Annotated in this window: 11 protein-coding genes and 1 tRNA gene; 8 read left to right on the plus strand and 4 right to left on the minus strand. The window is 66.2% G+C overall.

Annotation, left to right across the window (positions count from 1 at the left end; translation table 11 throughout):
• Positions 1-171 precede the first annotated feature (171 nt).
• A complete protein-coding gene (locus DFJ67_RS02600; RefSeq protein ID WP_116066383.1) occupies positions 172-1,407 on the minus strand; it encodes a L,D-transpeptidase in 1,236 nt (411 codons plus the stop codon).
• A gap of 142 nt (positions 1,408-1,549) precedes the next feature.
• Positions 1,550-2,854: a L,D-transpeptidase gene (locus DFJ67_RS02605; protein WP_116066384.1), complete on the minus strand. Its 1,305-nt coding sequence runs from the start codon at positions 2,852-2,854 to the stop codon at positions 1,550-1,552.
• Between the two features lie 233 nt (positions 2,855-3,087).
• Here DFJ67_RS02605 and DFJ67_RS02610 point away from each other — a divergent pair, with 233 nt between their 5' ends.
• Together DFJ67_RS02610 and DFJ67_RS02615 are read left to right on the plus strand one after the other, a co-directional pair.
• The gene (locus DFJ67_RS02610; protein WP_116066385.1) at positions 3,088-3,969 is read left to right on the plus strand and encodes a 2-deoxy-5-keto-D-gluconate 6-phosphate aldolase domain-containing protein; all 882 of its coding nucleotides are present in this window, start codon (positions 3,088-3,090) and stop codon (positions 3,967-3,969) included.
• Positions 3,970-4,046: 77 nt separating this feature from the next.
• Positions 4,047-4,122, plus strand: a tRNA-Lys gene (locus tag DFJ67_RS02615).
• 581 nt (positions 4,123-4,703) lie between these two features.
• On the opposite strand, the gene DFJ67_RS42195 is transcribed toward DFJ67_RS02615, so the two are convergent.
• Positions 4,704-5,516 (minus strand): hypothetical protein, encoded by an 813-nt coding sequence (locus DFJ67_RS42195; RefSeq protein WP_147315400.1) that lies wholly within the window; start codon positions 5,514-5,516, stop codon positions 4,704-4,706.
• Positions 5,517-6,075: 559 nt separating this feature from the next.
• Between DFJ67_RS42195 and DFJ67_RS02625 the strand changes: the two genes are divergently transcribed.
• Complete coding sequence (locus DFJ67_RS02625; RefSeq protein ID WP_203783953.1) at positions 6,076-6,855, plus strand: class I SAM-dependent methyltransferase; 780 nt, start codon at positions 6,076-6,078, stop codon at positions 6,853-6,855.
• Here DFJ67_RS02625 and DFJ67_RS02630 read toward each other — a convergent pair.
• Positions 6,852-7,610, minus strand: a complete 759-nt coding sequence (locus DFJ67_RS02630; protein ID WP_116066387.1) for an N-acetyltransferase — start codon at positions 7,608-7,610, stop codon at positions 6,852-6,854. The two genes, DFJ67_RS02625 and DFJ67_RS02630, sit on opposite strands and share 4 nt — an antisense overlap.
• Before the next feature lie 147 nt (positions 7,611-7,757).
• Here DFJ67_RS02630 and DFJ67_RS02635 point away from each other — a divergent pair, with 147 nt between their 5' ends.
• The 5 genes from DFJ67_RS02635 to DFJ67_RS02650 all read left to right on the plus strand — a co-directional run bounded on the left by DFJ67_RS02635 (position 7,758) and on the right by DFJ67_RS02650 (position 15,033).
• Positions 7,758-10,733, plus strand: a complete 2,976-nt coding sequence (locus DFJ67_RS02635) for a putative bifunctional diguanylate cyclase/phosphodiesterase (RefSeq protein ID WP_147315401.1) — start codon at positions 7,758-7,760, stop codon at positions 10,731-10,733.
• On the plus strand, positions 10,730-11,986 hold the full coding sequence (locus DFJ67_RS02640) for an aminotransferase class I/II-fold pyridoxal phosphate-dependent enzyme (protein WP_203783954.1): 1,257 nt from the start codon (positions 10,730-10,732) through the stop codon (positions 11,984-11,986). Before DFJ67_RS02635 ends, DFJ67_RS02640 begins: the two co-directional genes overlap by 4 nt.
• 53 nt (positions 11,987-12,039) lie before the next feature.
• Positions 12,040-12,540 (plus strand): helix-turn-helix domain-containing protein, encoded by a 501-nt coding sequence (locus DFJ67_RS02645; RefSeq protein ID WP_147315402.1) that lies wholly within the window; start codon positions 12,040-12,042, stop codon positions 12,538-12,540.
• Positions 12,541-12,778: 238 nt separating this feature from the next.
• The gene (locus DFJ67_RS42510) at positions 12,779-13,177 is read left to right on the plus strand and encodes a hypothetical protein (RefSeq protein WP_170215722.1); all 399 of its coding nucleotides are present in this window, start codon (positions 12,779-12,781) and stop codon (positions 13,175-13,177) included.
• On the plus strand, positions 13,174-15,033 hold the full coding sequence (locus DFJ67_RS02650) for a GOLPH3/VPS74 family protein (RefSeq protein ID WP_170215723.1): 1,860 nt from the start codon (positions 13,174-13,176) through the stop codon (positions 15,031-15,033). Before DFJ67_RS42510 ends, DFJ67_RS02650 begins: the two co-directional genes overlap by 4 nt.
• Positions 15,034-15,245: the final 212 nt, after the last annotated feature.

A 15,245-nucleotide genomic window follows, 5' to 3' on the forward strand; every position in this document is an offset into this window, starting at 1 on the left:
TCGAAACAGCAAGGTAGCATCGCCGCTTTAGTTTTACGCGCTTTGCGCGCATCAGCGTGTTGGCCTGGGCTTGACCGCGACCAGGCGCGGACGTGGCAGGGTCGGGCCCCCTAGGGCCCGACCCGGTCTCCGGCGGGAGCGACGGTCCGCACCACCGCGGACCCGGGACCGCTATTGATCCGCGAGCGGGACCGCGCTCATCTTGGCGTAGTCGGCGAAGCTCATGTTCCAGTCGGTCCAGCCGTTGCCGTTTTCGAGCTTGCGCTCCGTGCCCTTGACCGTGATCGGGTCGCCGATGCGGGTCTGGCCGAAGAGCCACTCGCCGTCTTTCATCGAGACGTTGACGCAGCCGTGTGAGACGTTGACCGAGCCCTGCTGGCCCTCGGACCACGGCGCGGCGTGGATGAACTCGCCGCCCCAGGTCAGGCGCTGCGCGAAGTCGATGTCGGTGCGGTAGCCGTCTTCCGGGCCGAGTTCCTCGAACGTGTCGAAGACGGTCTTGCGCTTCTTCTCGATCACGATCATCGTGCCGCTGGACGACGGGGTGGTCTTCTTGCCGAGGCTGACCTTGATGGTCTTGATGACCTTGCCGTCTTTGGTGACCGTCATCCGCTTGGTCTTGTTGTCGACAGTCATCACCAGCGACGGGCCGATCTTCAGGTCGACCGTCAGGTCGTTGCGGCCGAACCAGCCGTTGCCCATCGGGAGGCCGCCGGTCTGCAGCTTGTAGTGGACCTTGGTGTTGGCCTGCCAGAACACCTTCGGGCGGAAGTGGATCTCAGTGGGGCTGATCCATGCCCAGGTGCCTTCCTGCGCCGGCTCGGTGGTGACCTTCATCCGCTTCTGCACGTCGTCGCGGTAGTCCTCGGGGATCGCCCGGCCGAACTTGACGATCATCGGCATGCCGACGCCGACCACCGCGTTGTCGCCCAGGAAGCTGCTCACCGCGACCGTGTTGGCCGGCTTGGCCATCGTGGTGAAGGTGCTCTCGGCGGTCGCGGTCTTGCCGTCGTCGCCGGTCGCGCTCACCGTCGCCGTGTAGGTCGAGGCCCACTTGAGGGCACCGGTCGGCAGCCAGCTCTTCTTGTCGGCGGCCAGCGTGCCCTCGACGGTGTCGCCGGCCGACGACTTCAGCTCGACCGCGGTCTCGACGGCGTCGGTGGTCTCGAACGTGATCGAGGCCGAGGCCGGCACGTCTTTCGCGTCGGCCGCGGGGCCGGTGATCGTGGCCTTGGCCTTGGTGTCGGGCTGCGCCGACTGGGAGCTGCCGGGCTGCGCGCCGTCTTGCCACGCGGGGCCGCCGCCCTTGGAGCACGCGGCCGTCACCGACAGCAACCCCGCCATTACGGCAGCCGCCAGCACAACGCCACGCCGGCGGGTGGAACGGTGCCCTGGGCTGCTCAGCATGAGATCCCCTCACAAGTCCGTGGTTCGCAGCTATGGTGCCCCAAAGACGCTTGGGGACACGTCACGGTTTCGTGCCGTGTGCGGAAACACGCCAGACGAGTGTACGAACGATCGAGCTGAGCAACCGTACCCGAAGGTGTCTTTAATCGGTGGTGGTCGGTGTCGGCGTGGCGCTCGCGGCCGGCGTGCCCTTGAGACTCGCCGGGACCGGCAGTGCGCTGCCCTTGATGAATTCGGCCCACGTCTGGTTCCACGCGGTCCACCCGTTGCCCGGTTCGAGCTTGCGCTCGGTTCCCTTGATGGTGATCGGGTCACCCACCTTGGTCTGGGCGAACAGCCAGCTCGCGTTCTGCGGCGCGAGGTTGACGCAGCCGTGCGAGACGTTGCGCACCCCTTGGTCACCAACCGACCACGGTGCGGAGTGGATGTATTCGCCGCCCCAGGTCAAGCGCTGCGCGAAGTCGATGTCGGTGCGGTAGCCCTCTTCCGGGCCGAGCTCGGCGAACGTGTCGAAGACCGTGTGCTCCTGCTTGTCCATCACGATCAGCGTGCCGCTCGACGAGGGCGTGCTCGGCTTGCCGAGGCTGACCGGGAAGGTCTTGATCAGCTTGTCGCTCTTGTAGACCAGCATCTTCTTGGTCTTGTTGTCGACCTTCATGACGAACTTGTCGCCGATCTTGGCGCTCGCCTTCCGGTCTTCGTCGCCGACCCGGCCGTTGGACAGCGGGATGCCCTCCAGCGCCGCCCGGACGCTGATCTTCGTGCCGGCCTGCCAGTAGTCGGCCGCGCGGTAGTAGGCCTGCGTGCCGCTGTCGACCCAGGACCAGACGCCGGGCTGCGGCGGGTCGGTCGTGACGAAGAGCCGGCGCTGGACCGCCGCGCGGTCCTTCTTCGGGATGCCCGGGTTGAACTCGAGAACGACGGGCATGGCGACGCCGTAGGTCTTGCCGTTGAACAGGTAGAGCCCCGAACCGATGTCGTTGCCCGATTTGCCCCGCGTGGAGAACGACACCTTCTTCGTCTCCACCTGGCCGGCCGCGCTGGTGGCGACCACGGTCGCGGTGTAGCTGGTGTCGTATTTCAGCGGCGCGCTCGGCACCCAGGATGACTTGTCGTCGCGCAGCGTGCCCTTGACCGCCTTGCCGGCCTTGTCGGTCAGCGTGACGCTGGTGATGTCGCCGCCCTTGACGCTGGTGCCGATCTCGGTGCTGACCGGCAGGTCCTTCTTCTTGTCAGCGGGCGTGACGGCGAACTCGAACGGCACCGGCGGGGCGGTCGGGCTCGGTGTCGCGCCGGGCGCCGCCGCCTGCTGGTTGCCGTTGACGAAGGTCGGCGCGTCGGCCTTCCCGTCGCCACCGCACGCGGCGAGGCTGAGCCCGAGAGTGCCGGCCGCCACGGCGGCCAGGATCCTTCGGGTGGCTGCTTGACGTGTCACGAATCGGCCCATGAGCGTCCCCGTTTCTCCGCAACCTTGGGGTCATCGTGCCCCAGCCACACCCGCTGTGTACCTCGATCCGGCAGGGTGCCAGATGCTGTCCATTCCGCGCCTCCGCCACATGGTCAACCCTGAGGGGCGAACCGGTCGGAACCTCGCACGAGCGACGATTTCCCCGAAGTAACGCCTGGTCAACGGCTATTTGGGCATGCTGAAGGTTAGTTTGACCGATTTCCGGGGGAATCATGCCGCTCTATCTGCTCGCGATGGACCACCGTGCGTCTCTGGCCGCCACCGTCTACAAGATCAAAGGCGATCCGAACCCCGCGGAGGACAAGCAGATCGCCGCCGGCAAGGAACTGATCTATCAGGGCTTGCTGTTCGCTCTGTCGGATGGTGGTGCCGCGCGTTCGAGTGCCGCCGTTCTGGTCGACGAGCGGTATGGCGAGCACGTCGCCCGCCAGGCCAAGGCCGCGGGCGTCACGCTGGCGATGCCGATCGAAAAATCAGGACAGGAATGGTTCACCCTGGAGTACGGCACCCTGGGCGAAGGCATCTGGATGGAACACGTCGAGGCGTTCGATCCCCGCTACGTCAAGATCCTGGTGCGCGACAACCCGACGTTCGACGTACGCGACCGCCGGCGGCAGATGGACGACCTGGCCACGGTCTCCCAGGTGCTCACCGACGCCGGCCGCGACCTGCTCCTGGAGTTGCTCGTGCCGGCGACGCCCGCGCAGGAGTCGGCCACTTATGACGACGACCTAAGACCCGAGCTGACGGTACGAGTGATCGGCGAGATGCAGGCCGCCGGCGTCGAGCCGGCCATCTGGAAGATCGAGGGAATGAACACGACAGCGGACGCCGAGCGCGTGCAGGCGACGGCCCGCCAGGGCGGCCGCAACAACGTGCAGTGCGTGGTGCTGGGACGCGACGCACCGCCGGAGGACCTGGACCACTGGCTGCGGGCCGCGGCGCCGGCCGGTTTCCTGGGTTTCGCGATCGGCCGGAGCATCTGGCAGGAGCCGCTCCAGGCCTACCTGGCGCAGGAGATCGGCGAGCAGGAGGTGGTGGCCGAGGTGGCCAACAACTACCTCCACTACGTGGGGGTATATGAGAGTGTTTGAGGCATTCGGCTGGTCGTTCGCCACCAGTTGGAAGATGCCTCCAGGAGCGTGCTAACGTACGTGTCGTTGCCGATCGAGCGCCGCTAGCTCAACTGGCAGAGCAGCGGACTCTTAATCCGCGGGTTCGGGGTTCGAGTCCCTGGCGGCGCACCAGCAATAACTTTCAGGGACGGCCCACATGGGACGTCCCTGACCCATTTCTGATCCCCAATGTTCAGGCCCCGACGAGATGGCGCAGTGAACGGCGACCCCGGAGTTCGACGATCGAGGTGCTGTCGCTATTGGGGAACTAGGCGAACGCTCTGTGGGTCGACTAGCTCGATCGTCACCAGGCGGACACCGGGCGAGATCGCGATGGGACTTGTCAGTGTGCCGCTGAGCAGAGGCGACGTCGCGGTTATGGTTCCAGGGTTGGCCGTGCGCACTGCGAAAGTCGCCGTCCCATCAGAGCCCGTTTTCGCCGAGAGTCTGTTGCCGTCCTCCCATTCGGCGACGACTTGACTAGCGGGCAACGGAACAGTCGCGCATTCAGAACCGCGACATACGTTAATTCCGACCTTCACCTCGATTTTGACGTCCGCTCGGGCGGCTCTCGTTGCGAAGTAGGTGATGACGAGCGCGCCAGCAAGCATGACAGCGGCAATCGTGATCAGCGCCGGTCTTCTTTTCATCGCAACGTCCTTCGAATTTGGTGGCCGGTACCGGCCGCGGGAAGCGGCCGGTACCGCGCCGGTTTAGCAACCCAGCTTGCCCGAGTTCGGGCTGGAGATCTCCCACTTGTTGCTGGTGGAGGAGAAGTTCATCGTGATGCCACTGTTGGAGAGGGAAACACCACTGATGGTGGTGCTGCTCCAGGTGTGCCCGTATTTGGAGAACACCTGCAGACACCCGGTCCCGGTCTTCTTGAACGTAAATACCAGCGTTCCCTGTGCGCCCACGTAAATTCCGCAACTCGGGTAGTCGGTACCCGAGCAGCGGGCACCCTGCGTCCGGTCTTGGTATGCGAACGACGCGCCGTCGCTGTTGTTGTCCTCCGGCGAGACGACAATACAGCCCGGCTTTGTGGTCGGGTATGGGGTAGCCCCAGTCCAGTTGCCCGGGCAGAACGATGCCGCGACGCCGTGGTTCTGAACGTCCTGGCTAAAGCGGATTGCAAAGGCGTCTCGCCCTCCGACGTTCCCGCCCCCGTAGGCCCCGTCTCCCATGGTCGAGAGGTTTGTCCACCGGAAGTTGGTCGAGGCGTAGTGCAGTTGGCGAGCGGTTTCGTAATAGATGGACGGCGTACCCACGGTAGCCGACGTGTTCGAGGAAAGCGGTGCGACATCAGGGGCGGAGTCGCCGGGGACTCGAATCAGGCCTAGCGACTTCTTGATTTGTGCGTCGGTCGCGCCTGCTTGGGTCAGCATTAGCAACTGTGCCCGAACCTGGTCCGGCGTCAGAGCTGACGCGGCGGGCGAGGCTGGCGTCGACGGTGCGGCTGTGGCTGGCGTCGATGTCGCGGCAGCGACCACCAAAGCAACAGCGGACGTGACGAATGCTGCGGTCATCCGAAGCCAGGGTATTCTGCGTACGGCCTTCACGGAACCTCCTGAGACGAGCGACTGAGGGCCAGGCGGTCCCTCGGGTGGTTACGACACCCGGGGGCCCGCGCACAGGATGAGGGTGAGCGCGCCTACTGCTTCCAGACGGCCTTTCGACTCATCCCACGTCGTTACCGATCCCGGCGCAAACGATCCCCACTGAACCCCCGTTCTGTCCTGACCACTGATGCTTGTAGGTCACAAGCGGCGCCGGTGCGGCTGTCAGCTATGACACCGGATGGCGAGGTGCCATCCACGTGTATGAGTTGACAGGCGAAGCATGGTGCCCGATCCCACTGCCTGTCAACCACATGGTGGGCAACTCTGCGGTGGGTGGCCGGTCGAGAAGTTGACAGCATGAGCTGGGATGACCTTCGATGGCTGATCGCGGCGAGTTTCCTCCCCGCTCACGATGCAGCAGCGACTGAGTGCTCCTTGTCGAGACCGTGCGGCCACCCGGCAAGACGCTGGTAGGAGCCGACGTCCTGACTCGTCGTATGACACGGACCGACGTCTTCCCCCGTGGGTGTCGGCCGACCACCCCCGCTACGGTCGTCGCATGATGGGCCAAAGTCGAGTGGCGCGGAACGCGGACGTCGATTGGGACGCGTGGCCGGTCGAGGAATACCTCCAGGAGAACTACGCCGAGCTCCATGCGGCCGACCGCGCGGTGATCGCCCATCACTCCGCGGCTCTGGCAGGTCTCGCTCCTGGAAGCATCGACCGTGGCGTGGAGATCGGTGCCGGCCCCAACCTGTATCCGCTGATGCTGACCGGTGCGGCGTGCCGAGCGGTGGACGCCTTCGAGCCGAGCGCCGCGAATCTCGCGTACCTCCGGCGTCAGCTCCAGGATGGGCCTGATGCCCACTGGGCCGAGTTCTTCGCGCATTGCCGCGAGGCGAACCCGCAGCTTCCGTCCTCAATGGAGACGGTGCTGGCGCGGATCCGGGTGGTCCGTGGTGGCGTGCTCGACGTCGGCGCGGGGAAATACGGGTTGGCATCGATGAATTTCGTCGCGGAAAGTGTCACCGAGAGCGCCGCGGAGTTCCGCCAGTTCTGCGAGGCGTTCATTTCGGCCGTCAGGCCCGGCGGTGTCCTGGTGGCCTCGTTCATGGAGAACATGGCCCGCTACCGGATCGCCGGTGGCCAGGAGTGGCCCGGACATCCTGTCGACTCCGCGACCGTGGCCGACGTGTTCAGCCCGCACGTCATCGAGCTCGAGGTGTCGCGGATACCGGCGGATCCCGGTCTGCCGGACTGGGGTTACACCGGGATGGTGTTGCTTTCGGCGCGTCGAGCCGGCTAGCTCCGGCCGAGGGTGTGGCGGACCCAGATGTTGGGTTCCACGTAGACGGCCCTGTCGTGGGTCAGGTCAGCCTGGACCGCGACGAGCGTGTCGGGGACCGCGACCGGGCCTGGGCGGTCGAACGGCAAGCCAGTCCACGAGCGCCACTCGGCGATGGTGCCAGTGACGGTCATAGACGAAGGCGCCACGGCGACGAGGCGGCCGCCCGCTCGGGCGTGGACGCGTAACCACGGGTCGACCGGCAGGCCGTCGTCGCGGGTACGCCACGCGTAGTCGCTCATCGCGACGTCACCGTGGGAGCTGGCTTCGGTCGGGCGGACCGGGGCGAGCAGCACAGGCAGTCCGCGGGCGGCGACTCTCTGTCGTAGCGCTTCGAGCATGAGGGCGGACAGGCCCCGCCGGCGGGCGTGCGTCTGAACGGTGATCTCGATCGCGGCCGCGATGGTGGCGGGCCGACGGTCGAAAAGGTCAGCCGCGGCTTGCAGGATCACCGCGTCGTGGCCGTCAGCGGGCGGCGTCCAATCGGGACCGGCGGGCCACGACAACGGAACGGCGTAGGCCTTGGCCAGCAGCCTGTCCGAGTTGGCCTGGTCGACCGCGACGAGACAGAACGCGGGGTGGGCCGGAGCTATGTGGTCGTAGAACAGGTGGGAAAGCCGCTGATGGGCCATGTATTCCGGCCAGCAGTCCGGGAAGTTGTCCAAGCTGGAGGCTAGGTCGGGTCGCTCGGCGATCGATACGATCTCCAGGCTCATGGGTCCTCCTCGATTCATGCGCCTCAGGCAAATCTGAAAAAACTTTCATGATCATGATTGGTTGGCGGATAGCCATCGTGCAAGCTTGATGTTGATCTGCCGTGGACGCTGGCGGTAACGCGAGGCCGGCGAGGAGGTCTGGTGGGCGTGCGACGACGAGGAATCGCCCTCGCCTGCCTCATGGCGGTCTTCACGGCGTTGTTCTACGGCTTCCCGGACGCGCATCTCGTGACCTGGGCCGCCATCGGCCTGACCAGCGCTGCCGGCATCGCCGCTGGTGTCGTTGCCAACCGGCCACGCGCCAGAGCGCCCTGGCTGCTCTTGGCCGGCGCTGTCGTCGCGTTCACGCTCGGTGACACTGCCTACAACGTGCTCACCCGCGTCCTTGGCTACGTGGAGCCGTTCCCGTCGGTGGCGGATGCCATCTATCTCGGCGTTTTCGTTCCGCTGTTGATCGCGGCGCTCGTGACGTTGACGCGGACCGGTGCGCCCAGCCGTGACCGCGCCAGCGTTCTGGATGCGTTGGTCTTCACCGCGAGTGCAGGCCTTCTCTTCTGGATTCTGTTGATTCAGCCGCAGGTGGGCGCTGATGCTCCGCTGCTGGACCGGGGGATCTCCGCGGCGTATCCGATCTGTGACGTTCTGCTGTTGGCCGTGACGGCCCGGTTGGTCGCGGCCGTCCGCTGGTCGCCGGCAGTCGTGCTACTCGGGGTTGGCGGATTCGGTCTCCTCATCGCTGACGTGCTGTATGGACTGGCTCAGACCCGCGGATCGTGGCAGATCGGTGGACCCGTCGATCTTGGATGGGTGGCCTTCTACGCGTGTGTGGCTCTGGCGGCGCTGCATCCGTCCATGCGGCAGCTGACCGCGCCCAGGCCGATCCCACCGGCTGCGCTTCGCCCGGGACGCCTTCTCGTTCTGGGCCTGTCGACGTTGATCGCGCCGGTGGCGATCGTTGTGCAGGTCCGCCGCGGTGCGACCGACGATGTCATCGTCGCGGCCGTCGTCGCGGCGGCGATGTTTCTGCTCGTCATCGCCCGTCTCTACGGCGCGATGAACGTGCACCGAGCCGCAGTCACCCGCGAACGCACTCTGCGGCGGGCCGCGACCGATCTCGTCACCGCGACCACCGCCGCGGACATCGAATCCACGATGCGCGCCGCCTTCGCCGGGTTGCTGCCACCCGGAACCGCCCACGTGGTCCTCCGCCAGAAGGCTCGCAGCGGCCTGGCCGTCGCGGGCTCAGACGTCAGGCTGATCGCTCGGGCCGACCTACCCGAGACCGGCCTTCCCGGGCTCGACGACTTCAACACGATCGCGTGTGCCCCGCTGGTGGTCGCCGGCTCGACGAGCTCCCGCGATCACGGGAGTCTTCTGGTCGCGGCGGAAAGCCAACACCTCATCGCACTCCACGACGCCTTGCCACTCCTCGCGGCCAACGCGGCCTCAGCGCTCGACCGCATCACGCTCAACGAAGAGGTCAACCGCAAGAGCACCGAGGCCTACTTCCGGACGCTGGTGCAGAACGCTTCAGACGTCATCCTGATTGTCGACGTCGACCTGAACGTCCGTTATGCGAGTCCATCCGCGTCAACCGTGTTCGGGCCCGCGGATCTGAGCGGGCGCAACCTCGACGAGCTCATCTCCGCGCGCCCCCAGCCGGGTTCCGTCGGAGTTCTTCCTGGGCAGTGGACGGTCGAGCGACCCGACGGCGAGTGCGTACACCTCGAGGCCTCTGTTCGAGATCTGCGCCACGAGCCGACGGTCGACGGCCTGGTCGTCACGTTGCGAGACGTGACCAGCCATCTGCGCATGCAGGCTGAGCTGACCCGGCTGGCCTACCACGACGAGCTCACGGGCCTGGCCAACCGGGTCCTGTTCCAGGCCCGCGTCGACGAGGCGCTCCAGCAGGACCGCACGGCGGAGGCCGTCGTGGCAATCCTGTTCGTCGACGTCGACGACTTCAAAGTCGTCAACGACACTCTGGGCCACTCCACGGGCGACGAGCTGTTGCGTGCCGTCAGCCAACGCCTCCGCGAGGCGGTCGGCACCGCCGCACTGCCCGCACGTCTCGGCGGCGACGAGTTCGCCGTCCTCGTCCAGACGACGCCCGTCACCGCTGTCGAGGAGCTGGCTGACCGCATCGTCGCGCTGCTGAACGAACCGTTCCTTCTCGAGCACGGCCTGGTGCACAGCAACGTCAGCATCGGTATCGCCACGACCGCCGACGCCACTGACGGCGCCGACCTTCTGCGGCAGTCCGACATGGCCCTTTACCTTGCGAAAGCCAACGGCAAGAACCAGTGGAAACGGTACGAAGAGGCCACGCACGCCGCGCTGCTGCGTCGTATGCAGATCCGGGTCGACCTGGACGAGGCCTTGCGAACCGGTGCCTTTCTGCTCGAATACCAGCCGGTCATCGATCTGAAAACCGGCGTCACCGCAGGGTTCGAAGCACTGGTCCGGTGGCATCATCCGAGCCGCGGCACAATCGCGCCGGCCGAATTCATCGACGTCGCCGAGGAATCCGGCCTGATCGTGCCGCTCGGCGAGTGGATCCTCAACCGTGCCATCGCCGAGGCGGCCTCCTGGGCGAAGGCGTCGGCGACACCGCCATACGTCGGCGTCAACGTCTCCGCCCGCCAGCTCCGCCAACCAGGATTTGTCGACACCGTGCTGACCTCGCTGCGCCGGCACGGTCTCGCGCCCGACCGGCTCGTCATCGAGATCACCGAGAGCCTGCTCCTGACCGACCAGGGCAACGGGTGGTCCGACCTCAGAACATTGCGGGAGGCGGGCGTACGCGTTGCCATCGACGACTTCGGAACCGGCTACTCCTCGTTGAGCTACCTACGCCAAGTGCCCGCCGACATCCTGAAGATCGAGCGGTCGTTCATCGGCAACACACCACACAGTGACAAGCAACGCGCTCTCGTCGACGGCATCGTCCGGCTGGCCACCACCCTGGACCTGGCCGTTGTGGCCGAGGGAATCGAACAACCCGCGGAGCGCGACGTTCTCGCGAAGGTGGGTTGCCGCTACGGCCAGGGCTACCTCTTCTCCCCTCCCCTTGACTCCGACAGCGCCACACGTTGGCTACAGCGAGACTGGATCCCCGCATGACCAGAAACCTCGAGCCCACCAGGGACAACCAGCTCGCCACGCTCCTGGAGACCTCGCCGATGGTCGACGCCGTCATCGACGAGGTCGACGGCCGACGGATCAGGATCGGCGATCACTGGTTGACCGACTTCGCGTCCTGCAACTACCTCGGCTTCGACCTCGAACCCGAGATCATGGCGGCGATCGACGACCAGGTGCGCAGGTGGGGCACGCATCCAGGATGGTCCCGGTTGCTCGGCAGCCCGCGACTCTACGTCGACATCGAGGACCAGCTCACCGAGCTCCTGGGCGCACCGGACACGCTCGTCCTGCCCACCATCACCCACATCCACCTGTCGGTGATCCCCGCACTCGTCCAGGAAGGCACCGTCTACGTCGAGGGCCGGGCCCACAAAACGATCTACGATGGTGCCCGCTTCGCCCGCGGCCTCGGCGCCGACCTCGTCCGCTTCCGCGACGACGACCTGGACACGCTCGCCGACCACCTCGCCGCGAACACCCGTTCCGGTCCGAAGCTGATCTGCATCGACGGCGTCAACAGCATGACCGGCAACCTGCCCAACCTCGCGACCTACGTCGCGATCGCCCGCCGACACGAAGCGAACCTCTACGTCGACGACGCACACGGCTTCGGTGTCATCGGTCAACGCGGGCCGGGTGAGACCTCCCCATACGGCGAGCGAGGCAACGCGATCCTGGCTCATCAGGGCATCTCGTACGACGACGTCATCCTCGTCGGAGGTTTCTCCAAGTCCTACTCGTCCTTGCTGGCGTTCATCGCACTGCCAACGGAGCTCAAGCAGCGCCTCAAGATCGATGCGGCGCCCTACCTCTATTCCGGGCCATCGCCAACGGCCTCGCTTGCGACCGTCCTAGCAGGATTCGACCTCAACAAGAGGCGGGGCGACGAGATCCGCCGCACCCTTCATCGGCTGACCGCGAAGGTGTTGGACCACCTGCGATCCCTCGGCGTCACGACACCGAACCGCAGCGGCACCCCGATCATCGAAATACCCCTGGGTCACGACCAAGAGATCGGTGCGGTCTCGCGAAAGCTCTGGGACGCAGGCATCTACGCAACGGTCGCGGCCTACCCGCTCGTGCCACGCGCCGAGTCGGGAATACGCATTCAGACCACAGCGGCGCACACCGAGGCCGACATTCACCATCTCATTCAAACGCTGACGTCGCTCGCGCGCGAAGGACAAGCCATGCGGACTTCGCCCGAGGTCTGTCAACCAGATGTGGGCTAGGCTCTTCGGGGAGCGGGTAGGAAAGTTGACAGACGGAAGCTGGAGGGGTGTCGATGGCTGACCGGGAGGGGCTTCCCGCCCTGCTCACCTTGCAGGAGCGACTCAAGTTCCTGTTCGAGACGGTGCGCCCGCCGGGCAAGGCCCGCTACTCGTTCAGGCAGGTCGCCGAAGCGATCAAGACCGAGCACGGCGTCGAGATCTCAGGGCAATACATCCAGCAGATCGAGAGCGGCGAACGCCGCAACCCCGGGGTCGTCCAGGTCAGGGCACTCGCCAGCTTTTTCGGCGTCCCGCCTGAATACCTGCTGGGTGGAGGCGAGACCGACAAGGTCACCGGCGAGCTGAACAGGCTTCGCGAAGCCATCGAGGTCCGCGAGCGTCTCGACGAGATGATGGACGACGCCATGCGCGACCCCGACCTCCAAGGCATCGTGCTCAAGGCCCGCGGCGTGCCTCCGCGATACCTCCAGTTGGTGGCGGGCATGCTTGACGAGGTGCGACGGATCGAGGGACTCGACGAGGTCACGGACACCGACCGCGGCCGACCGCACTAAGATCGATCGATTTCCCAGTGTGATCGCGCTGCCACGCACACGACCTTGCGGTTCGCTGCCGGTCACGTCATAGTGACGATCGGTTGGGAGAGTGGGTCTTGGGGTGGATGGTCATCACAGACGACGGCACGAACGGCTTCTGCGTGACCTCGAGGTCACCATCCCTACGCCGTTCGACCCGTGGGAGTTCTGCCGGCACGTAGCCGAACGTCGGGCTCGACCCATTCATATCCTGCGCATGGACACCACAGAGGCCGCGTCATGTGGCTTGTGGTTGGCGACCCAGAAGGCCGATTACGTCGTCGTGGACGAAGGAGCACCCGCCGTCCTTGCGGGGCACATCATCCTGCACGAACTCGCCCACATGCTTCTCGGGCACACCGGGCAAATCAAGCTGGACGCCGCGGCTCTCGGCTTCGAGGTCCTCGACCCGACGATGGTCCAGCGCGTCCTCGGGCGCACGAGTCGCTACCTGACCGAGGAGGAGCGAGACGCGGAGGGCTTCGCCAGCGTCATCAAGTCGTTCGCGGCGCGGTGGTCGCCCGTGCCCCGGCCGCGCGACGGGGATGCCGAGCATGCCGCGGTGATCGATCGCTTCAGCTCGGCGCTCGCCGGCGATCGGCGATGGAGGCGATGAGCGGTATCGAGGGCCTCCTGGTCGCCGCCTTCATCTTCGTCGTTCTGGCACACAAGAGCAGCCACCTCTACCGCGACCCCGGAAACCCCGCACTACGGGCCATGTGTCTCACGCTTGTTTGCCTGATGACCGCGATCGTGATCGGCTTCCGGCCCATCTATCAGGCGATCGATCAGGCCGCAGGGGTCCCGAACCTCACCCGATACCTGGCCCATGCCCTCGCCCTCGTTGCTGCCGCAGCCATCCAGACGATGTTCCTGTTCCTGGCCGACCCGGCCACCGCTCCCGCGCGGACTCGCAGGCGGTGGTTCCTGCTCGCCGCGACGCTCGGCATCATGGGCAGCGCGTTCCTGTGGGGCCATTTCAATATCGAGGATCCCGAAGCGTTCACGGCGCGATACGCACACCGACCCGAATTCCTGGTCTACCTGGCCGCGTTCCTGGCGTTCTGCGCCGTTGGCACGGCCGATGTGCTGCGGATGTCGATGCGCTACGCGCATCTCGTGCCCGCACGCCACCTCCGGCTCGGCATCCGGCTGTTGGCCGTCGGAGTCGTCGGTGGAGTTCTCTTCGGCCTCCACAAGCTCGTGGTCGTGGTTGTCAGCGTCGCCGGCCTCGACGTTCCTTGGTCAGAACCTTCTGCCTCCCGCGCCCTTGCCCTGTTCAGCATCGCCGTCACGACAGCCGGCCTCGCTGCTCCGTCTCTCGGGCCCTACGTGGCCGACGCCATCGGGTGGACCCGCCACTACCGCCTGTATCGAGATCTCGAGCCATTGTGGAAGGCGATATACCGGGTAAGTCAGTCCGCGGTCCTCAGCCCACCCCGGCGCCGACCGTCCGTCGGCGACATGCGGTTGCAGCTCGACCGGCGGGTTATCGAGATCCACGACGGCTTGCGCGAGCTCAGCCCCTACGTGGAGCGGGATGTCGCCGAGGAAGCGACAAAGCTGGCGCTGCTCCGCGGGGCCCAGGTCGACCACGCGCGAGCTATCGGACAGGCAGCCAGCCTGGCTGCGGCGATCGGTCGCATGACCGCCGTCTCCGCTGACGCGTCCACGATCGTGAGCCGAAACGGCGGCGATGGCGGCGTCCTGGTGGTTGGCTCGGATGCCGGCGCTCAGTCGCTTGCCCTGGTGTCCCGGGTCTATGCCGGCGAGGGCATGTCGGCCGGGCCAAGACTTGCCCGCTACCGCGCAGGTCGTCGGCGCGAGGTGTCGAGGGCGCCGATGGACGACGTCCCTCTCGCGGGAGTCTTCTACCTATTGGCCCACGACGCGGAAACCGGACGAGCCCGGCTGCGGCCCCGAGCGACAGCCGTGACGCTGGCGGCAGGACTCCTGATGGAGGTTCTCTTCCTCAACCTTGCCCGCATCGAGGGTAAGGAGCTGATCGCGGCTGATGGTCCCGCCCCGCGGGATCCGCTGATCAGGGAGGTTGCGCAGGCCATCGCGCAAGAAACACACACAGTGCGCACCTGGCTCGAGTATCTGTCCGAGACGGCGCTGGAAGACGTGATCCAACGCTTGCACGGCGACGGAATCATCGCGCCGATGGTCGCCCGCAGTGTCTTCCGCACGATGACCGTCTGGCGCCCTACCGAACCCGGCATTGTCGCGTCGTCTTGGGGGCGGCTGTCGCTGCTTTTGCGAACAGGGGCCCAATTAGCTCCACTTGAAGCCGCCCTCGCCGGGCTCATCCACGTTGCTGAGCTTGACAGCGTCCTGCTCGCGGGAGCCGAGCGGCCCGTTCGCGAGCACTTGGCTGGTGTCCTCCAGCGGACAGCGTCACCGCTGCAACTGCTGCTGGCGGAGACGCAGACCATTCTCGGCGCCGACGTCTTGGCCCGGCGCATCTAGCGGCTCGGGCAGCTGTCAACCGCCGCCAGGATCCCTGAACAGTCTACCTGGGACATCCGGTTGACATCCATGGCGAGTCAGACCGTATTCTTGCGGTGTCAACGCGCCGACCCTTGGCGTGGACGCACACTGGTTCACCCTAGTTGACAGCGTCTCCGCAGGTCGGTGGCACGGTGCAGGCGCGGCAGCAAACGGGGACGGGCGGCTGGTGG

The sequence above is a fragment of the Asanoa ferruginea genome (genome assembly GCF_003387075.1).
Lineage (GTDB): Bacteria > Actinomycetota > Actinomycetes > Mycobacteriales > Micromonosporaceae > Asanoa > Asanoa ferruginea.

Coding starts and splice junctions, on each gene's coding strand:
- DFJ67_RS02600 (WP_116066383.1), bottom strand. CDS start 1,407: ATGCTGAGCAGCCCAGGGCACCGTTCCACCCGCCGGCGTGGCGTTGTG.
- DFJ67_RS02605 (WP_116066384.1), bottom strand. CDS start 2,854: ATGGGCCGATTCGTGACACGTCAAGCAGCCACCCGAAGGATCCTGGCC.
- DFJ67_RS02610 (WP_116066385.1), top strand. CDS start 3,088: ATGCCGCTCTATCTGCTCGCGATGGACCACCGTGCGTCTCTGGCCGCC.
- DFJ67_RS42195 (WP_147315400.1), bottom strand. CDS start 5,516: ATGACCGCAGCATTCGTCACGTCCGCTGTTGCTTTGGTGGTCGCTGCC.
- DFJ67_RS02630 (WP_116066387.1), bottom strand. CDS start 7,610: ATGAGCCTGGAGATCGTATCGATCGCCGAGCGACCCGACCTAGCCTCC.
- DFJ67_RS02640 (WP_203783954.1), top strand. CDS start 10,730: ATGACCAGAAACCTCGAGCCCACCAGGGACAACCAGCTCGCCACGCTC.
- DFJ67_RS02645 (WP_147315402.1), top strand. CDS start 12,040: ATGGCTGACCGGGAGGGGCTTCCCGCCCTGCTCACCTTGCAGGAGCGA.
- DFJ67_RS42510 (WP_170215722.1), top strand. CDS start 12,779: ATGGACACCACAGAGGCCGCGTCATGTGGCTTGTGGTTGGCGACCCAG.
- DFJ67_RS02650 (WP_170215723.1), top strand. CDS start 13,174: ATGAGCGGTATCGAGGGCCTCCTGGTCGCCGCCTTCATCTTCGTCGTT.